Origin of the sequence: Gordonia sp. (in: high G+C Gram-positive bacteria) (genome assembly GCF_047602025.1) — a bacterium.
Lineage (GTDB): Bacteria > Actinomycetota > Actinomycetes > Mycobacteriales > Mycobacteriaceae > Gordonia.
The window spans coordinates 376,756-396,028 of the sequence record NZ_JASGII010000001.1; the positions used below are offsets into that span (position 1 = coordinate 376,756).

The following is a 19,273-nucleotide window of genomic DNA, read 5'->3' on the forward strand; positions in this document are numbered from 1 at the left end:
GTCAGGCGTTGCAGTAAATCGGCAGGCCGACGGTCTTGACGCCCTTGCACATCGAGTTCGCCGCGAGCTTCCAGTTGCCCTGGTAGACGAAGTCGATCGGCATGTTGATGTCGGGGCGGCCGGCCGAGCGCGCGTGCAGGTTCGCCGTCACGCGGGTGGTGCCCTTGCGGGTGACCGGGCCGGTGACCTTCGACGAGCCGCGCGGGGCGCGGAACAGGCCCTGCTGGTAGACGGTGCGCGGCACGACGACGGCGCTCTGGCCGCCCTCGACGTTGGCGGCCTTGGCCTGGTCGGAGGCGTTGGTCGCGACGAGGAACTTGACGATGTTGTCGAGGTCCTGCGCCGACGGGTTCGCCTTGGTGACCTTGAAGTTGGCCGGCAGGGCCGACGCCTCGGTGTTCATGCCGACGGTGCCGACCAGGGCGGTCGAGGCCGCGACGGTGGCGATCAGGGCGGTGCGGAACTTCATTTCATTTCCTTTCATGGGGGTATTACTTGTGCGGGGTGAGGACGATCAGGGAGAGCGCGGAGTCCTCGGTGGCGGTCAGCGCGTGCGTGACCTCGGCTTCGACGTGGATCGCCGAGCCGGGGGTGAGCACGGTCGTCTCGTCGCCGACGGTGAACTCCACCCGCCCGGCCTGGCTGATCACGAGGATCGGCCAGCGGGCGGTGTGCTCGGCCATGGACTGGCCGGAGCGGAAGCTGAGCCGGACGACGGTCGCCCCGTTGAGGTGGGCGAGCGCCTTGATGTCGGGCCCGGTGGAGTCCGGCAGGCTCAGCGCGGTGTCGGCGAGACCGGTCAGGACGGTCTCGGTCGGTTGGTCGGACATGGTCTTTCGCTCCTTCGATCACGCCGCACGGGTGTGCGGCGCGGGGCTGATCGGCGGGATCGGTCAGGGGTTCCGGACGGCGATGATCTCGATGGCCGCCAGGTTGTCCTTGTACTTGTTGAACGTCTTGCGCATGCCGAGGACGCGGCGACGGGCGTCGCCGTTGCGGATGACGTTGCCGGCGAACTTCAGCGCGCCGCCGAGGCCCTCGTCGGCGATGATGCGACGGGGCTGCAGCAGTGCCATCGGCGCGAAGCGGACCTGCTCGACCGTGAAGCCGTTGCTCTCCAGGAGTTCGCGCCACTCGGCCTCGGTGAGCGGTCGGGCGTTGACCTTGATGGAGCGCGCCAGCGACTTGCGGATCTCGGTTTTCTGCTCGTCGGTGAGTGTGTCCGGTTCGAGGGCGAGTTCGTGGATCGCGTAGCGGCCGCCCGGGCGCAGGACGCGGTTCGCCTCGGCGGCGATCTGGCCCTTGACCTTGTCGGACTGCATGGTCAGCATCGCCTCGCCGATGGCGACGTCGACACTCTTGTCGTCGAGGCCGGTCTGCTGCGCCTCGCCGGTGCTGATGGTGCCCCGGTCGCCGACGACGTTGCCGGCGAGCTTGGCGGCGTCCTCGTCGGACTCGACGCCGCGGTAGCTGCGCGGGCTCAGCGCGAGGATCTCGACCGCGGTGCGGCCGAGGCCGGGTGCGATTTCGAGGACGTCGGCGTCGGTCAGATCGGCGTCGGCGAGTAGTTGCTCGGTGAGTTCCCGGCCGCCGGGACGCAGGACGCGCTTGCCGAGTTTGGCCAGCAGCCAGTGGCCTGGCATGTCTTCTTCGGGGCGACTCGCGTAGGGGAGATCGGTGGTGGCCATCGGGCTCACACTCCTTCTTTTAGAGGATGAGCCTACGGTAAATTAAGTAACCCTAATTTGGGAAGCCTGACTTAACTTTGGTCCTTGCGAGCGAGGACGAATTGCCCTTGGTCGATGACCGTCTGCTCGACGCGGGTGATGCCCGCCCGCTGCAGTCGATCGGTGATCTCGTGGCGTTTGAAGAAGTGGTAGCCGGTGACGGCACCGACCGCCTGCACCGTGTGGAGCCGGGAGAACTGCGTTTCCACGGAGGTGAAGATGGCGATCTCGCCACCCGGTTTGGTGACGCGGACCAACTCGTCGACGACGGGCAGCGGGTCGGGGATGAGGTAGAGCGCCGCGAGGCAGGCGACGGTGTCGAAGGACTCGTCGGGGAAGGGCAGTCGGTGGGCGTCGCCGCGGATGTAGCAGGTGCGCGGGCTCGGCTTCTCGGCCGCGCGGGCCAACATCGCCCTGGAGAAGTCGATACCGATGCAGCGACCGTCGCCGTCGAGGTTCTCCGCCAGTTTGCGCGTGTAATTGCCCGGCCCGCAGGCGACGTCGAGGATCTGGCGGTCACCCGGCCGTGCGAGGTAGGCGGTGAAGGCGCGGTCGAACTCGGCGGTCCCGGTGCCGCCGAGGCTGAACAGCCGGGTGAACGTCGGGCGCCAGAGGCGTTCGTAGACCGCCGACATCACCGGGTTGCCCATCAGGCGCTGGGCGATCGTCGGCATGGGGTGCGCTGTTTCCCGGTCGACCCTCAGGCGTCGCGCTGGACGCGGAGCACGCTGAGGGTCGTCGCGAGGGAGTCGTACTGGGAGATGAGCAGCACGAAGGAGATCTGCTCCGCCTCGTCGAGGTGGCGGGTGACGCCGGCCCACGTCGCGTCGGAGATGTCGCGGGACCCGACCATCTCGTCGACGGCGAGCAGCAGGGCGCGCTCGCGGTCGCCCCAGCCGGCGTCGGGGCCCTCGATGATGCGGCTGAAGGTCGCCTCGTCGATGCCGGCGCGCTTGCCGAGCTTGCGGTGGTGGTCCATCTCGTAGTCGCACGAGCGCAGGTGTGCGACGCGGATGATGATCATCTCGGTGTCTTTGCGCGACAGCTTGCCGAACGGCATCATCCGCGCCGAGTAGTACAGCCAGCCGCGGAACAGGCCCTTGGACTGGCCGAGCGTCGAGAAGATGTGCGCGTCGTGAACGCCCTGGACCTTCGAGGCCGCGCGCGAGAAGGCCCAGTTGAACAGGCCGAGCTGGCGCAGCCCGCCGGGTTCGATGCGTGGTGTGGTCATGGGGTTACCGTAGCCGGTTCACGCCGTCGGGCTGCTGAGATTTCTCCCCATATGACCGACGGATGGCAATGTTCCCTTGAGTGGTCAGGAGGGGAGAAATCTCAGCAGCTGCTACTGCTTGAGCGCGTGCCGACCGCTGGGGAGCTCGGTCTCCTCCAGTGCGCGTCTGCCGATGCGGGTGATGACGGCGGTGACGTCGTCCTTCACCTTGGCGCTGTCGACGTCGTCGGGCAGCCACTCGTGGACCTGGGTGACCAGCCAATCGCGCCAGGCGCCCGCGATGGCGCTGACCTCGTGCTCGCCGGCGGCGGTCGGGACGAGCAGGTCGCCCTCCCGCTTGAGGTAGCCGTCGTTGACGATGCCGTTGAAGAACGAGGTCAGCACGCCCTCGGGGATGCCGATGCGCTGCTCGATCTGGCTCTGGCCGACCGCCTGCCCGAAGTACAGCGGCGGCAGTCCCGCGCGGGTGACGCCCCACGCGGTCGGGACGTCGAGCGAGGTGCCCGACGATGCGAGCGCCTGCCGGAAGGCCTCGCTGCGGTTCCGCCCGGCGAGGACGCGGCCGATGATCGTCTCGAGCATCGTCTCCGACGTCGTCGAGTCGGGGACCGCGAAGCCCTCGGCGGCGCCCGTCGCACTCTCCTTGGCCGCCTGGCGCATGGGGCGCTGCGGCAGGAACCACGCGACGACGAAGGCGAACAGCGCCACCGGGACGACCCAGATGAACATGCCCTCGAGGGTGTCGGCGTAGGCGTGGACGATCGGCATGCGCTGCGCGTCGGGGAGCTCGTGCAGCTTGGCCGGCGTCGCCACGACCGACGGGTCCCTGACACCGGCCTGCATGAGCGCCGCGGGCAGCTCGACCTTCAGGTGGTTCGCGTAGATAGTGCCCATCACAGCCGCGCCGAAGGACATGCCCAGCGTGCGGAAGAACGTGATCGCCGACGTCGCGGTGCCGAGGTCCTCGTACTTCGCCGTGTTCTGCACAACGAGGACCAGCACCTGCATGATCAGACCGATGCCCATGCCGAGGACGAAGATGTAGACCGACGTCACGAGGATCGACGTTTGCTCGTCTATCGTCGACAGCAGGTAGAGCCCGAGGGCGATGACGGCCGACCCGAGGATCGGGAACGCGCGGTACTTGCCGGTGCGGCCGACGATCGTGCCGGAGGTGATCGAGGTGAGCAACAGGCCGATGACCATCGGGAGCATCCGCACGCCCGACTCCGTCGCCGACGTCCCCTGGACGTACTGCAGGAAGGTCGGCAGGAAGGTCATCGAGCCGAGCATCGCGAACCCGACGATGAAGGACAGGATCGACGCGACGGCGAACACCCGGTTGCGGAACAGGCGCATCGGCAGGATCGGTTCGACGGCGCGCAGCTCGACGAACACGAAGACGATGAAGGCGATCACCGAGCCGACGAACAGGCCGATGATCGTCGACGATCCCCACGCGTACTCCGAGCCGCCCCACGACAGCGCCAGCGTCAGGCCGACGGCGCCGAGCGAGACGAACACGATGCCGAGGTAGTCGATGACGGTCTTGACCCGCTCGGACAGGCCCGGGATGGTCTTGGCGGCCATCGCGACGACGATGATCGCGATCGGGACGTTGATGTAGAACGCCCAGCGCCACGACAGATGGTCGGTGAACAGGCCGCCCATCAGCGGGCCGACGACGGTCGTCACGCCGAACACGGCGCCCATCGCGCCTTGGTACTTGCCGCGCTCGCGCAACGGGATGACGTCGGCGATGAGGGCCGTCGCGGTCACGGTGATGCCGCCGGCGCCGATGCCCTGGATCGCGCGGAAGGCGATGAGCATCGTCATGTTGCCGGCCAGGCCGCAGAAGAAGGAACCCACGATGAAGACGAGAATCGAGCCGATCAGGATCTGCTTGCGGCCCCACAGGTCGCCGAACTTGCCGGCCAGGATCACCGACACGGTCTCGGCCAGCATGTACGACGTCACGACCCAGCTCATGTGGCCGGCGCCGCCGAGGTCGCCGACGATCGTCGGGAGGGCGGTCGAGACGATCGTCTGATCGAGTGCCGCCAGCAGCATCGCGATCATGATCGTGCCGAAGATCCAGTTGCGCTGGCGGACCGAGATGGCGGCTGGTCCGGCGGTCGTCGCGGTAGTCATCGGTCTCCGTTTTGTCGGGATCGTCAAGTCGCCCGGTCAGCCTACGGGTGGTTCCGGCGTCGTGCCCGACTTCTGAGTATTGCGGCCGGCCCGGTCGGGCAGTGGTCCGGGTGTAGTCCACGGTGGCCGGCTTTCCACGCGGCGCGCCTAGAGTTGGTCACCATGGCAGTCGAGAACCGGCCCGACCGGCGCGATATCGAGATCCCGTGCGACGACCACGTGCTCGCCGGGTGGCACTACCCGCCGTCGCCGTCGTCGGATTTGGTGGACGCCGACGGGCGTTCGCCGGTCGTCGTGCTCGCACACGGCTACAGCCTGACCCGCGACAGCGGCCTCGCGCGGTATGCCGAACGCTTCGCCGACGCGGGCTTTCACGCCGTGGTCTTCGACTACTCGGGTTTCGGTGACAGTGGGGGCGAGCCGCGCGACGTGGTGAGCGTGTCGCGACAATTGCGGGACTGGTCGTGTGCGATCGCCGCCGCCCGCGGCCTCGACGCCGTCGATCCGCGTCGCGTCGCGCTCTGGGGAACGTCGTACTCGGGCGGCCTGGTGGTCGCCGCGGCGGCCGACGACGGCGGGGTCGCGGCGGTGGTTGCCCAGGTGCCCAACCTCGACAACCTCGCGACGCTGCGCTTCATCGTCAAGAACACCTCGCCCGCGATGCAGGCCTGGCTCGTCGCGAGCGTGTCGCGCGACGTCACGCACGCGGTTCTTCGGCGCAAGCCGTACTACGTGCGGGCCGTCGGGCCGGCCGGCGCGAAGGCGGCCTACGCGTCGGACGAGTCCTGGGCGCAACTGAGTCAGATCGCCGGGCCCGAGTGGCAGAACCGCGTGGGCCTGCGCGACTTCGCCACGCTGCCGGTCTTCCGCGCGGTGTCCCACCTCGACAAGTTGCCGTGTCGAATCCAGTTCTGGGCGTGCGACCGCGACGATCTGACGCCGGTGCAACCCACGCTCGACGCCGCGGCGAGGCTGGGGGACCGGGCCGAACTGCACCGCCTGCCGACCGGGCACTTCGGGATCTATCTCGACCCGTACTTCGACACCGCCGTCGGCGAGCAGATCGGCTTCCTCACGCGCGAGTTGCGGCCGGGAGCCCACTCGGCGTCGTAGGTGTGCCCACTCGGGCGGCCTAAAGGTGCCCACTCGGCGGCCTAAAGGTGCCCACTCGGCGGCCTAAGGGTGCCCACTCGGCGGATGGTCGGGACCGGGGAGAGCGGGGCTCAGGTGCCGTAGGGGGAGATGCTGCTGCGGTGCTCGTCGATCTGGAGGGGGACGCCCAACGGGGGGAAGGCCCGCTGCGGGCACTGGATGCGCTCGCACACGCGGCAACCCGAGCCGATGGGCGTCGCGCGCGCCTTCGGGCCGATCTCCAGGCCGTCGGAGTAGATGACCCGCCCGGCGTGCCGCAGCTCGCAGCCGAGGCCGATCGCGAACGTCTTGCCTGGCTGGCCGAAACGGGCGGCGCGACGCTCGACGGTGCGCGCGACCCAGAAGTAGTCGCGGCCGTCGGGCATCTGCGCGACCTGGGTGAGGATCTTGCCCGGCGACGCGAACGTCTCGTACACGTTCCACAGCGGGCAGGTGCCGCCGCTCGCGGAGAAGTGGAAGCCCGTCGCCGACTGCCGCTTCGACATGTTGCCGGCGCGGTCGACGCGCACGAACGACCACGGGACGCCGCGCAGATTGGGTCGTTGCAGCGTGGAGAGCCGGTGGCAGATCGTCTCGTAGGAGAGCGCGTAGAAGGCCGACAGCCGTTCGATGTCGTAGCGGAAGTCCTCGGCCGCGCCGTGGAACTGCTCGTACGGCATCACCGCGGCGGCGGCGAAGTAGTTCGCCAACCCCGACATCGCGAGCGCGCGGGCGTCGTCGGAGGTGAAGTTGGCGTCGTCGACGAGCTGGGCCATCACGTCGCCGTACTCGAGGTAGGCCAGCTCGGAGGCGAGTTTGAAGGTGCGCTGGCCGAGGCCGAGCGCCGCCGAGATCTGCAGCTGCCGGGTCTGCGGGTCGAAGCTGTGCAGCAGGTCGTCGCCCAGGTCGACGCGGCGGACGACGTTGACCCCGTGCACCGTCTCGAGGCGGTTGGCGATGCCGTTGCGGACGTCGCCCGAGTGCATGCGGATGCGGGTGACCATCTCCTCGGCCGCGACGTCGAGGTCGTGGAAGTAGTTGTGGTGGTCGGAGAAGAAGTCGCGGACCTCTTCGTGCGGGGCGCTGATCGAGCCGCGCATGCTGCTGTCGCCGCGCTCGTCGGTCAGCGCGGTCAGCTGGTCCGTCGCGACCCGGTAGCGGCGGTGCAGGTTCACCACGGCTTCGGCAAACGCCGGGTGCGCCGCCACGACGTCGGCCAGCTCCTGCGGGTCGGCGGCAGATTCCGCGCTCTCCTCGATCAGCGCTTCGCGGAGCTCGGCGACGAGGCGGATGTTGTCCTGCGGGTCGAAGAACTGGGCGTCGACGCCGAAGACCTCGGAGATGCGGGTGAGCACCGCCGCGGTGAGCGGGCGGGTGTCGTGCTCGATCTGGTTCAGGTACGACGGCGAGATGCCAAGGTCGGCGGCGAGCTTGACCTGGGACAGTCCGCGCTCGGAGCGCAGCTGTCGCAGGCGCGACCCGACGTACTTGGTCCCGGACTTCTTGCCGTCGTCGGCCGATTTGGCACGCACTGGTGTGTCGGTCATGACTTCCCCGGTACGGTGTCGCGCATGAGTTCTGCACGGGCATGGTTGACGGCTGCGGTGGCGATGGCGGCCGTCGGGCTGGTGGGTTGCTCCTCCACGGTAAACCTGACGCCGCCCGCGCCGGGGTCGATGCTGCTCCCGCCGACCGAGCTGCCGAACGGGTTCAACGCGCAGCCGGCGACCGTCACCGACCTGCGCAACGCCAACGACGCCGATCTCGCCGCAGCGGCCAACTGGAAGGTCGTGCCCGCGGAGTGCCGGCCGACCGTCGACGCCGCGGTGAACAAGAAGCTCGACTCCGACAGCGCGGCCGTGCTCACCGCGTCCAGCATGACCGCGTCGCTGGCCAACGTCGTCTTCGTCGGCACCCGCGACCTCACGGCCGATGAGAAGGAGCACACCGGCCGGTGTGCGACCACGCGCACGACCATCGTCGGCGGCACGCGCGAGGGCGCGGTCATCGCCTCGGAGAACCGCGAGCTCACCGCGCCGCAGCTCGACGGCAAGACCGCGGGCCGACTCGGCCAGGTCGGCCGTCTCACGATCTCGCGCATGCTGCTGGTCCGGACCGACACCACGACGACCATGCCCGACGGCGCTGCTTCGCGGAAGGTGTCCTTCGCCGGATACGCCGACGCGAAGAGCCCCGGCGCCGACGACGACAAGCACCGCTTCACGATCCAGCTGACGGTCGTCGGGCAGTCGACCCGGTTCGCCAAGCCCTTCCCCGAGGTGCGCCCGCCGATGACGGACAAACAGTTCGCCGAATTGTTCTCGCGCGCCCTCGTCGCCGCCGGCAAGGCCTGACGACCGCCGGCGCCGGGCTGTGAGCCCGACCACACCCGCTGTGCTCGCGCCGCCCGTCGTCGCGCGCTGTGGGCCCGATGCGGAGCAGCCCGTGCGTCGGCCCGCCGGGACGAAATCCCAGTACGCGCGTACTTTTTTCCGCGCACGTGTCCGACTTTCACACAAGTAGTTTCGCAAACTTTGCAAAATGTTGCCAAAAGCTGGCCAGGATTTGCATGCTGCAACGATTGGACCTGCGGGTTTGTCCTGTGGCACCCTTGTTGCAGGCACCGCCTAGAGGCTTCGGATTCTTCGCAATCCTGATCGGCCTTTTCGTAAGCAAAGGAAGCGAAAGCACTAATGAGCAACGTCGGAAAGCCCCGTACCGCAGCCGAGATCAAGAAGGACTGGGACTCCAACCCCCGTTGGAAGGGCATCAAGCGCGACTACACCGCCGAGCAGGTCGTCGAGCTGCAGGGCACCGTGGTCGAGGACCACACCCTCGCCCGCCGCGGCGCCGAGATCCTGTGGGACGGCGTCACCAAGGGTGACGACAGCTACATCAACGCGCTGGGCGCCCTCACCGGCAACATGGCCGTGCAGCAGGTGCGCGCCGGCCTGAAGGCCATCTACCTCTCGGGTTGGCAGGTCGCCGGTGACGCGAACCTCTCGGGCCACACCTACCCCGACCAGTCGCTGTACCCGGCCAACTCGGTGCCGGCCGTCGTGCGCCGCATCAACAACGCGCTGCTGCGCGCCGACGAGATCGCCTCGGTCGAGGGCGACAAGTCCGTCGACAACTGGCTCGTCCCGATCGTCGCCGACGGTGAGGCCGGCTTCGGTGGCGCCCTCAACGTCTACGAGCTCCAGAAGGCGATGATCGCCGCGGGTGCCGCCGGTACCCACTGGGAGGACCAGCTCGCGTCGGAGAAGAAGTGTGGCCACCTCGGTGGCAAGGTGCTGATCCCGACCCAGCAGCACATCCGCACCCTGACCTCGGCCCGCCTGGCCGCCGACGTCGCGAACACCCCGACCGTCGTCATCGCCCGCACCGACGCCGAGGCCGCCACGCTGCTGACCACCGACGTCGACGACCGCGACAAGCCGTTCCTCGACGGCACCCGCACGTCGGAGGGCTTCTTCGGCATCAAGAACGGCATCGAGCCCTGCATCGCCCGTGCGAAGGCCTACGCCCCGTACGCCGACCTGATCTGGATGGAGACCGGCAAGCCGGACCTTGAGGTCGCCAAGAAGTTCGCCGAGGCCGTCAAGGCCGAGTTCCCGGACCAGCTGCTGGCCTACAACTGCAGCCCGTCCTTCAACTGGAAGCAGCACCTGGACGACGCGACCATCGCCAAGTTCCAGAACGAGCTGGGCGCCATGGGCTTCAAGTTCCAGTTCATCACCCTGGCCGGCTTCCACGCCCTCAACTACTCGATGTTCGACCTGGCCCACGGCTACGCCCGCGAGCAGATGAAGGCGTACGTCGAACTGCAGGAGCGCGAGTTCGCTGCTGAGGAGCGCGGCTACACCGCCACCAAGCACCAGCGCGAGGTCGGTGCCGGCTACTTCGACAAGATCGCCACCACGGTCGACCCGAACACGTCCACCGCGGCGCTGAAGGGCTCCACCGAGGAGGGCCAGTTCCACTAGGAACTGCCTGTCGGGGCGGGGTCGACCCGCTCTGAGCGAAGCACTGCACGAGCAGCCGGGGCGGTGACGGTCCGCCGTCACCGCCCCGGCTGTCTTCTCTCCCACACCCGAACACCCCGCTAGACCCCCGAACCACCATCCCAGCGCCAGAGGAGCCGTCACCATGGCAAGCCAGAAGATCACTCGAGTCGGTGTCATCGGCGCCGGCCAGATGGGCGCCGGCATCGCCGAAGTGTGTGCGCGCGCCTCCGTCGACGTCCTCGTGTACGAGTCCACCCGGGAACTGGCCGCCGCCGGTCGCGCCCGCATCATGCGGTCGCTCGATCGCGGCGTCTCCAGCGGGAAGCTGACCGAGCGCGAGCGCGAGCAGGCCGCGTGGCGCCTGCGGTTCACCTCCGACCTGGGCGACTTCGCCGACCGGCAGCTGGTCATCGAGGCCGTGCTGGAGGACGAGGAAGTCAAGACCGCGCTCTTCGCCGAGCTCGACAAGGTCGTGACCGACCCCAACGCCGTGCTGGCGTCGAACACCTCGTCCATCCCGATCATGAAGCTGGGCATGGCCACCGAGAACGCGGCCCGTGTCGTCGGCATGCACTTCTTCAACCCGGTCCCGGTCCTCCCGCTCGTCGAGCTGGTGACGACGCTGATGACCAGCCCCGAGGTGTCCGAGCGCGCCGAGAGCTTCGCGCGCGACGTGCTCGGCAAGCAGGTCGTCCGCTCGGCGGACCGCTCCGGGTTCGTCGTCAACGCCCTGCTGGTGCCGTACCTGCTCTCGGCCATCCGCATGGTCGAGTCCGGCTTCGCCACCGTCGAGGACATCGACAAGGCCATGGTCCTCGGCTGTGCCCACCCGATGGGCCCGCTCAAGCTCACCGACCTCGTCGGCCTCGACACCGTCAAGGCGATCGCCGACAAGATGTACGAAGAGTTCAAGGAGCCGCTCTACTCGCCGCCGCCGCTGTTGCTGCGCATGGTCGAGGCCGGGCGCATCGGCAAGAAGTCGGGCCACGGCTTCTACCAGTACGACGCGAAGTAGCCTTCTGCCATGAGCCCGGACGGCATCGAATACGGTTCGTCGATCCTGGGGTATCCCCGCATCGGCGCGCGCCGCGAGCTGAAGACCGCGGTCGAGGGGTATTGGCACGGCAGCGTCAGCCGCGACGAGCTGCTGGCCACCGGCCGCGAGCTCGCCGACAGCACCTGGCGCGAGCTGGCCGCCACCGGCCTCGAACAGGTCCCCGGCAACACCTTCTCGTTCTACGACCACGTGCTGGACTCGGCGGTCACCTTCGGGGCGATCCCGCCGCGCTTCGCCGACCTCGTCGACGAGCTGGAGCCGATCGACCTCTACTTCGCGATGGCCCGCGGCAAGCCCAACCATCCGCCGCTGGAGCTCATCAAGTTCTTCAACACGAACTACTTCTACCGGCAGCCGGAGATCTCGCCGGACCTGAAGTTCGCCCTCAACGCCGACGGCATCCTCGACGAGCACAAGCGCGCCAAGGCCGAGGGCATCGAGCTGCGGCCCGTGCTGATCGGCCCGGTGTCGTTGCTGCTGCTGTCGAAGGCCGCGCCCGGATCGCCGAAGAAGTTCGCGCCGATCGAACGGCTCGACGACCTGCTGAAGGTCTACGGCCAACTGCTGACCAAGCTGTCCAAGCAGGGCGCCAAGTGCGTCCAGTTCGACGAGCCCTGCTTCACCAGCGACCGCACGTCCGAGGACCTCGAGGCCCTGCGCCGCGCGTACACCAAGCTGAGCTCGGCCGCGCAGCGCTCGCGCATCCTCGTCACCGGCCCGTACGGCGACCTGGGGGAGGCCCTCCCGATCTTGGCGTCGACCAACGTCGAGGCCATCGGCGTCGACCTGGTCAGCGAGCCGATGACGGCCGCCGAGCTCGCCGCGGTCCCCGGCCTCAAGCGCAAGCGCCTCTACGCCGGCGTCATCGACGGCCGCAACGTGTGGAAGGCCGCCAAGGGCGGCAAGCTCGACTTCCTCCTCGAGATCAAGGAGCACATCCCCGATCTCGTCGTCGCCACGTCGTGCTCGCTCATGCACGTGCCCGTCGACGTCCTGATCGAGCCGGATCTGCCCGGCGAGGTCGCCGACCGGCTGTCGTTCGCCAAGCAGAAGGTCGCGGAAGTCGTGGCGCTGGCCAAGGCCATCACCCACGGCGCGCCCGAGCACTGGTACTCGCGGCCGGCGACCGTGCACTTCAAGCTGAAGCACGACGTCCGCCAGCGCGTCGCCAACATCCGGCCCGACCAGCGCCAGCGCTTGCCGTACGTGGAGCGCAAGCCGCTGCAGGACGAGGCGCTGGGACTGCCGCCGGTGCCGACGACGACGCTCGGTTCGTTCCCACAGACCAACGAGGTCCGCCAGGCGCGGTACTACTACGGCCAGGGCCGGTTGTCGTGGGACGAGTACGCCGACCGTCTGCGCGAGGAGATCAAACGGGTCATCGAGCTGCAGGAGGACATCGGGCTCGACGTCCTGGTGCACGGCGAGGCCGAGCGCAACGACATGGTGCAGTACTTCGCCGAGCTGATGGACGGGTACGTCGCGACCCATCAGGGCTGGGTGCAGATCTACGGCTCCCGCTGCGCGCGACCGCCCATCATCTACGGCGACATCAAGCGCAAGAAGCCGATGACCATCGAGTGGACGTCGTACGCGCAGTCGCTGACCGACAAGCCGGTCAAGGGCATCCTGACCGGTCCGGTCACCATGCTCGCGCGCTCGTTCGTGCGGCAGGACCAGCCGATGTACGAGACGGCCGAGCAGATCGCGCTCGCCGTGCGCGACGAGATCGCCGACCTGGAGAAGGCCGGCATCAAGATCATCCAGGTCGACGAGCCGTCGATCCGCGAGCTGTTGCCGCTGCGCGAGCGCGGTCGGCAGGGCTACCTCGACTGGGCCGTCAACGCCTTCCGGCTGGCCGTCGGGGGTGCGAAGCCGCAGACGCAGATCCACACGCACCTGGGCTACTCGTCCATCGCGCGCGTCGTCGAGGCGTTCGAGGCGATGGACGCCGACGTCGTGTCGATCGTCGCCACGCGCAACATCGACTGGGTGTTCAAGCAGCTCGCCGAGCACGGGACCGCGCTGTCGCACGGCGTCGGGCCCGGCGTCTACGAGAGCCGCAGCGCGCTGATCCCGGAGATCGACGAGATCGACGAGCGCATCCAGCGCGCCACGAGCGCCATCTCGCCCGATCGGTTGTGGGTCAATCCCGACGGCGGGCTCAAGACGCGCCACTACTGGCAGCTCGAGCCGTCGTTGCGGAACATGGTCGCAGCCGCGCGCCGCGAGCGACGCCGCATCGCCTCGCGCGACGACGACTGACCCAAACTTCGCCGACTGGGCACCCAAACTTCGCCGAGTGGGCAGTAAATCTCGCCGAGTGGGCGGTCCCAGCACGCCGAGTGGGCGGTGATCCAACGCCGAGTGTGCGGTTCGCTAACGTCTGTTGCGTGACCGAGAATGTGCGCGCTGCTTACTCGCGCCGCGCCGCGGAGTACATCGAGCTGTCCGGCCGAATCGAGTCGGCGGACGAGGTTGATCGCATTCGTTTGGCGGAATGGGTCGGCGGTCTCACCGGCCGAATCCTCGACGTCGGCTGTGGACCGGGGCAGTGGACGCGATTCCTCCACGACGCGGGCGCAGACATCGCCGGCCTCGACCCGGTGCCCGAGTTCGTCGACGAGGCCCGTCGGGCGCACAGCGGACTCGAGTACCGGCTCGGCGACGCACGACGACTCGACGAGGTCGATGGCGGTCTCGGCGGAATTCTTGCCTGGTACTCATTGATCCATATGGACCCGCGTCAGTTGGATGAGGCGCTCGCCGAGTTCGGGCGGTGCGTTCGTCCGGGTGGCGGTCTGGCAGTCGGCTACTTCGCCGGGACGGTGCCGACAACCTTCGACCACGCGGTGGCCCCGGGCCGCTTCTGGCCCCCCGACCTGCTCGCGGAGCACGTCGACGCGGCCGGGTTCGACGTCGTCGACGGGGATGTGAGAGCAGCGTCGGAAACGCGTGATCTCGGTCGGCTCTTCGCGGTCCGGCGGGAAAGTGATTGACCGACGATCCCGACCAGGACCACGATGGCGAGATGATCATCCGCCGCGAACTGCCCGACGATGTCGACGTCATCCGCAGAGTCGTCACGCGGGCATTCGCCGACGAGGCGTCGGCTGACGAACCTGTCGAGGCGGTGCTTGTCGACCGCCTCCGCGCGGACCGCGGATGGAAGTCGGAACTGTCGCTGGTCGCCGTCGTCGACAGGCAGATCGCCGGGCATGTCGTGTGCACCCGCGGCTACGTCGACGGGCGTCCCGCATTGGGTCTGGCTCCGCTGAGCGTCGAACCCGCAATGCAGGGTCGCGGCATCGGGTCGGCCCTCATGCATGCGGTGCTCGGCGCGGCCGATGCGCTCGGTGAGCCATTCGTGGCACTGCTGGGCAACCCCGACTACTACGGACGATTCGGCTTCGTGCTCGCGTCGACGCTGAGGATCGTCGCGTCCGACGCGGGGTGGGGCGACTTCTTCCAGGTGCGGACGCTCACCGCCTACGACGGGGAGCGCGGCACCTTTGCCTACGCGACGCCGTTCGACGGGTTGTGACCGCCCACTCGGCGACAGTTGACCGCCCACTCGGCGGGGTTGGACCGCCCACTCGGCGGGGGCGGCGGGCTAGCAGTCGGCTACGCGCTGCTTCTCGACCGCGAGGTCGAAGGTCGGGGCGGGCCAGTCGAGGCCCATGCCCTCGAGGGCGTCGATGAGCAGTTCGCACACGGCCAGGCGGGAGAACCACTTCCGATCCGCGCCGATCAGGTACCAGGGCGCGTGATCGGTGTTCGTGCGGTCGAAGATGGCCTGGTAGGCCTCCAGGTACTGGTCCCAGAACCCGCGCTCGTCGATGTCGGCGGGGTTGTACTTCCAGTACTTCGTCGGATCGTCCAGTCGCGCGGTGAGCCGCTTCTTCTGCTCGTCCTTGGACACCACGAGCGCGACCTTGACGATCGTCGTGCCGGCGTCGACGAGCTCGCGCTCGAACTGGTTGATGACGTCGTAGCGCTGCGACCACACCGACTCGGGCACCAGGTTGTGCACGCGCACCGGCAGCACATCCTCGTAGTGGCTGCGGTCGAAGATGCCGATCTTGCCCGCCGACGGCAGCGCCTTGTGGATGCGCCACAGGAAGTCGTGGGACAGCTCCTCGGGCGTCGGCTTCCCGAACCCGGTGATCGCCAGCCCCTGGGGATCGCACAGCCCGCCGACGTGCTGCACTATGCCGCCCTTGCCCGCGGTGTCCATGCCCTGGATCACCAGGAGCACGTTCCGGTGGTCGCCCGACCGCCCATTCGCGAACAACTTCTCCTGCAGCTGCGCCAGCACGTCCCCGCGCTCGACGAGGGCTTTGGCGCCGGCCCCCTTGTCGCCGTCGTATCCCGGCGTCGACGACGGGTCGTAGTCGGCGATCGGACCGACCGCGGACACGCGCAGGGCCTCGCGCGGCGGAGTGCTCCAGCCGTCGGGTGTCGAAGGGCTCATCGGAAGACTCCTAGTCCGTCGGGGGCGGGAACAGCGGTCCGCCCCCGAAGGCCGCGCGGTGCGGATCGGGGACGGTCTGCCCGTCGTTGTTGGTGATGCCGTGGGCGGCGCCGTACTCGGCCGTCACGACGGTGTGTCCGTTCAGCGTCGACAGCTCGGGGTCCTCGGCCAGCGCCGCGACGACCCGACCCACGAACTCGGGGTCCTCGGCCTTGTCGACGGAGAACCCGGCGAACTCGGTGAGCCCGCTACCCAGCAACAGCTCGGTGCGGATCAGGCCCAGCCACAGCGACACCGCGGTGACGCCGGTGCCCTCGAGTTCGTGTCCCATGTCGTAGGCCATCTTGTCCAGGCCGGTCTTCCCGATGCCGTAGAGCACCGAGTGCAGGTGGCCGCGGCTGCCGAACGACGACGTCGACGCGATCAGCCCGCTTCCGCGCGGGACCATCAGCTGCGCGGCGTGCACGGCGGCGACGTAGTGGGCGCGCAGGCCGATGCCGATCAGCGAGTCCCAGTCGGACACCGGGCGCTCGTAGAACTTCTCGGTGAAGCCGGCGAATCCGGGCGGTGAGGCCCACACGTTGTTGACCAAAACGTCCAGGTGTCCCGCCTCGTCGGCGATCCGCGTGAAAACGTCTGCCACGGCCCCGTCGTCGGCGTGATCCACCTCGAGCGCCACGGTCCCGTCGGGGCCCTTGCCGCGCCGCGATGTGCCGTAGACCTGCCAGCCGGCGTCGCGCAGGGCGGTCGCGACGCCCCATCCGACTCCGCGGCTGGCGCCGGTGACGAGGGCGGTGCGGTTCTGCTCGGTCGACATTCGCCCACCCTAAGCCACGCGGGTCACCTGGCCCGCCGCACCGTCGTAGGTAAGACTGGAGGTTATGTCTTCGCCAGTGATCCACCAAGACGAGGCGCCCGTCGCCCCGCGCACGACGCCGAGCTCGCCCGGGCTAAGTGCGCTGGGCGCCGAGGCCGACGAGCAGCGGCGCCGCGACCTGCGGAAGATGAAGGCGGTCGCGACGGGCTTCCTGCTCTTCGCCGCGGCGGTCTACCTCTTCACCCGCTTCCTCGAAGCGCAGGCGTCGCCGGGGCAGCCGGCCGCATGGGTCGGATACGTGCGCGCGGCGTCGGAGGCGGGCATGGTCGGCGCGCTCGCGGACTGGTTCGCGGTCACCGCGCTCTTCCGCCACCCGCTGGGCATCCCGATCCCGCACACCGCCCTGATCAAGCGGAAGAAGGACCAGATCGGCGATCAGCTCGGCGGGTTCATCGAAGAGAACTTCATGATGCCCGAGCTCATCGAGGAGCGGGCCACCAGCTTGGAGCTGCCGCGACGCGTGTCGACGTGGTTCGCCGACCCGGTGAACCGGCCCAAGGTGTCCGACGAGTCGTCGCGCCTGCTGAACCTGGCCGCCGAGATGCTCGACGACGAGGATGTCGAGAACTTCCTGACGTCGGCCGTGCGCTGGGCCGCCGAGCCCGAGTGGTCGCAGCCGGTCGGCCGGATCCTGCAGCAGCTCGTCGAGGAGAACCGCCTCGAGCCGATGGTGCAGCTCGGGGCCGACCGCGCCCACGAGTGGGCGTTGGGCAGTCTCGACCTCATCGACCGCCTGATCGACCGCGACGGCCCGCAGTGGATGCCGAAGTTCGCCGCGAACTTCGTCGGCGACAAGATCTACAAGGAACTCGTCGAGTTCACCCTAAAGGTGTCCACCGATCCGAACCACGAGCTGCGGCGCGCGGTCATCGGCGCGGTGACCCAGTTCGCCCACGACCTCCAGTACGACCCGGAGACCATCGCCAAGTTCGAGGGCCTCAAGACCGAGCTGGTCGGCCGCGACGAGGTGACCGGTGCGGCGTCGTCGGCGTGGAAGGCGGGCAAGGGCATCATCGAGAAGATGCTCGACGACCCCAACAACACCCTGCGCAACACGATCACCGACGCCGTCGTCCAGGTCGCCGAGCGGGTCCGCGACGACGAGCCGCTGCAGGCGAAGATGAACAGCTGGGTCGGTCGCGGCGCGAACCACGTCGCCTCCAACTACGCCACCGAGATCATCTCGGTGATCACCGAGACGGTGCGCGGCTGGGACGCGCAGGAGACCAGCGACAAGATCGAACTGCAGGTCGGCCGCGACCTCCAGTTCATCCGCATCAACGGCACCGTCGTCGGCGCGCTCGCCGGCCTCGCGATCTACACGGCATCGGAGTTGCTGTTCCACGTCGCCCACTGATGTGACTACGTCCGTGGCCTGAAATAGGGCCCTGACCAGGCAAGTGTGGCCTTGCTAACAAGGTGCTTGCAGTAGTTAGCACGGTGCGCTTTACTGAGGTGGTCGACCGAAAGCAGGTGGATCGCCATGACCAACGACACGACAGATGCGTCGCCGGCAGAGTCTCCCGAGGACTCCGGCACCACCATTGACGCGGTGACGAACGCGGCATCGGACATCGGTGCCTTCATCCGTTCCCAGCGCGTCGGCGCCCAGGTTTCACTCCGGCAGCTCGCCGAGCGCGCCGGGGTGAGCAACCCCTACCTCAGCCAGATCGAGCGCGGGTTGCGCAAGCCGTCGGCCGACGTGCTCGCACAGATCGCCAAGGGACTCCGCGTCTCCGCGGAGGTCCTCTATGTGCGGGCGGGGATCCTCGAGGAGCGCCCGGCCTCCCCGGTGCGCGATGCGTTGATCGCCGACGAGTCGATCAGTGAGCGGCAGCGGCAAATGCTGCTGGAGATCTACGAATCGTTCCGCAACGAAAACCAGGGCAAACCGGCCGAGTAATCGCCCCAGACCGACCTCAGAAATCAGGAGTACACGCATGACCGACAACAACAACCCCTTCAACAACGCCGTCGCGCAGGCCACCGAGCTGCTGAACCAGCTCAAGGAGCGCAGCGAGGCCACCATCGACCAGGCCCAGAGCCGACTCGAAGAGGGTCGCGGCACCGCGCAGAACCGTTTCGACGAGACCTGGGAGCAGGCCGTCGCCCGCTTCAACGAGGCCAAGGAGCGCCTGGCGGCCCTGCCCGTCGAGCTGCCCACCGACCTGGACGAGCTGCGCGCCAAGTTCAGCCCCGAGGAGCTGCGCAAGGTGGCCGAGAGCTACCTGGCCGTCGCCGCCGGCGTGCTGGGCTCGCTGAGCGACCGTCGTGAAGAGGTCGTCGGCAAGCTCAAGGAGTACCCGCTGGTCGAGGAGAACCTCCCCAAGCTGGAGAAGGTCTACCAGGACGCCCGCGGTCTGACCGAAGAGGCGCTGGGCACCATCTCCGACCAGTCGAAGACCGTCGGCGAGCGTGCTGCCGCGCTGGTCAACCTGCCGGGTGAGAAGGCCGCCGAGAAGAAGGCCCCGGCGAAGAAGGCCGCCGCCAAGAAGCCCGCGGCCAAGAAGGCTCCGGCGAAGAAGGCCGCCGCGAAGAAGACGGCTGCCAAGAAGGCTCCGGCCAAGAAGGCCGCGCCGAAGAAGTAGCAGGTCCCCTGCCGCGTCTGACCAAGTCCA

General features: G+C 68.4%; 19 protein-coding genes. 10 read left to right on the top strand and 9 right to left on the bottom strand.

The features are described from left to right. Position 1 precedes the first annotated feature (1 nt). From QM728_RS01875 to QM728_RS01900, 6 genes are all read right to left on the bottom strand, one after another. A complete protein-coding gene (locus QM728_RS01875; RefSeq protein ID WP_415030355.1) occupies positions 2–469 on the bottom strand; it encodes a hypothetical protein in 468 nt (155 codons plus the stop codon). Between the two features lie 22 nt (positions 470–491). Beyond that, positions 492–830 carry a cupin domain-containing protein gene (locus tag QM728_RS01880; protein ID WP_415030356.1) on the bottom strand — a complete coding sequence of 113 codons (339 nt, stop codon included), beginning with the start codon at positions 828–830 and terminating at the stop codon, positions 492–494. Positions 831–893: 63 nt separating this feature from the next. Continuing rightward, entirely contained in the window at positions 894–1,688 is a 795-nt protein-coding gene (locus QM728_RS01885) for a methyltransferase domain-containing protein (RefSeq protein ID WP_415030357.1), read from the bottom strand. 71 nt (positions 1,689–1,759) lie between these two features. Continuing rightward, a complete protein-coding gene (locus QM728_RS01890) occupies positions 1,760–2,401 on the bottom strand; it encodes a class I SAM-dependent methyltransferase (protein WP_415030358.1) in 642 nt (213 codons plus the stop codon). 26 nt (positions 2,402–2,427) lie between these two features. Beyond that, positions 2,428–2,958, bottom strand: a complete 531-nt coding sequence (locus tag QM728_RS01895; RefSeq protein WP_415030359.1) for a carboxymuconolactone decarboxylase family protein — start codon at positions 2,956–2,958, stop codon at positions 2,428–2,430. Between the two features lie 111 nt (positions 2,959–3,069). After that, positions 3,070–5,109: an MDR family MFS transporter gene (locus tag QM728_RS01900; protein ID WP_415030360.1), complete on the bottom strand. Its 2,040-nt coding sequence runs from the start codon at positions 5,107–5,109 to the stop codon at positions 3,070–3,072. Positions 5,110–5,271: 162 nt separating this feature from the next. Between QM728_RS01900 and QM728_RS01905 the strand changes: the two genes are divergently transcribed. Beyond that, complete coding sequence (locus QM728_RS01905; RefSeq protein WP_415030361.1) at positions 5,272–6,222, top strand: alpha/beta hydrolase; 951 nt, start codon at positions 5,272–5,274, stop codon at positions 6,220–6,222. A gap of 110 nt (positions 6,223–6,332) precedes the next feature. On the opposite strand, the gene ramB is transcribed toward QM728_RS01905, so the two are convergent. Then, positions 6,333–7,787: an acetate metabolism transcriptional regulator RamB gene (gene ramB, locus QM728_RS01910; RefSeq protein ID WP_415030362.1), complete on the bottom strand. Its 1,455-nt coding sequence runs from the start codon at positions 7,785–7,787 to the stop codon at positions 6,333–6,335. A gap of 24 nt (positions 7,788–7,811) precedes the next feature. Between ramB and QM728_RS01915 the strand changes: the two genes are divergently transcribed. The 6 genes from QM728_RS01915 (at position 7,812) to QM728_RS01940 (ending at position 14,848) form a co-directional block, all read left to right on the top strand. After that, positions 7,812–8,594, top strand: a complete 783-nt coding sequence (locus QM728_RS01915; protein ID WP_415030363.1) for a hypothetical protein — start codon at positions 7,812–7,814, stop codon at positions 8,592–8,594. Positions 8,595–8,933: 339 nt separating this feature from the next. Then, positions 8,934–10,226 (top strand): isocitrate lyase, encoded by a 1,293-nt coding sequence (gene aceA / locus QM728_RS01920; RefSeq protein ID WP_415030364.1) that lies wholly within the window; start codon positions 8,934–8,936, stop codon positions 10,224–10,226. Positions 10,227–10,389: 163 nt separating this feature from the next. Continuing rightward, on the top strand, positions 10,390–11,262 hold the full coding sequence (locus tag QM728_RS01925) for a 3-hydroxybutyryl-CoA dehydrogenase (protein WP_415030365.1): 873 nt from the start codon (positions 10,390–10,392) through the stop codon (positions 11,260–11,262). Between the two features lie 9 nt (positions 11,263–11,271). Next, entirely contained in the window at positions 11,272–13,569 is a 2,298-nt protein-coding gene (gene metE / locus QM728_RS01930; RefSeq protein WP_415030366.1) for a 5-methyltetrahydropteroyltriglutamate--homocysteine S-methyltransferase, read from the top strand. 128 nt (positions 13,570–13,697) lie between these two features. Continuing rightward, positions 13,698–14,303: a class I SAM-dependent methyltransferase gene (locus QM728_RS01935; RefSeq protein ID WP_415030367.1), complete on the top strand. Its 606-nt coding sequence runs from the start codon at positions 13,698–13,700 to the stop codon at positions 14,301–14,303. Next, the gene (locus tag QM728_RS01940; protein ID WP_415030368.1) at positions 14,300–14,848 is read left to right on the top strand and encodes a GNAT family N-acetyltransferase; all 549 of its coding nucleotides are present in this window, start codon (positions 14,300–14,302) and stop codon (positions 14,846–14,848) included. The genes QM728_RS01935 and QM728_RS01940 overlap by 4 nt, the downstream gene beginning before the upstream one ends. Before the next feature lie 69 nt (positions 14,849–14,917). Here QM728_RS01940 and QM728_RS01945 read toward each other — a convergent pair whose 3' ends face one another. Together QM728_RS01945 and QM728_RS01950 are read right to left on the bottom strand one after the other, a co-directional pair. After that, positions 14,918–15,778, bottom strand: a complete 861-nt coding sequence (locus QM728_RS01945) for a polyphosphate kinase 2 family protein (protein WP_415030369.1) — start codon at positions 15,776–15,778, stop codon at positions 14,918–14,920. A gap of 10 nt (positions 15,779–15,788) precedes the next feature. Further along, positions 15,789–16,595, bottom strand: coding sequence for an SDR family NAD(P)-dependent oxidoreductase (locus tag QM728_RS01950; RefSeq protein ID WP_415030370.1), 807 nt, complete (start codon positions 16,593–16,595; stop codon positions 15,789–15,791). A 64-nt stretch (positions 16,596–16,659) separates the two neighbouring features. Between QM728_RS01950 and QM728_RS01955 the strand changes: the two genes are divergently transcribed. The 3 genes from QM728_RS01955 (at position 16,660) to QM728_RS01965 (ending at position 19,243) form a co-directional block, all read left to right on the top strand. Then, positions 16,660–18,012: a DUF445 domain-containing protein gene (locus QM728_RS01955; RefSeq protein ID WP_415030371.1), complete on the top strand. Its 1,353-nt coding sequence runs from the start codon at positions 16,660–16,662 to the stop codon at positions 18,010–18,012. A 126-nt stretch (positions 18,013–18,138) separates the two neighbouring features. After that, positions 18,139–18,558, top strand: a complete 420-nt coding sequence (locus QM728_RS01960; protein ID WP_415030372.1) for a helix-turn-helix domain-containing protein — start codon at positions 18,139–18,141, stop codon at positions 18,556–18,558. A gap of 37 nt (positions 18,559–18,595) precedes the next feature. Next, entirely contained in the window at positions 18,596–19,243 is a 648-nt protein-coding gene (locus QM728_RS01965; protein WP_415030373.1) for a heparin-binding hemagglutinin, read from the top strand. Positions 19,244–19,273: the final 30 nt, after the last annotated feature.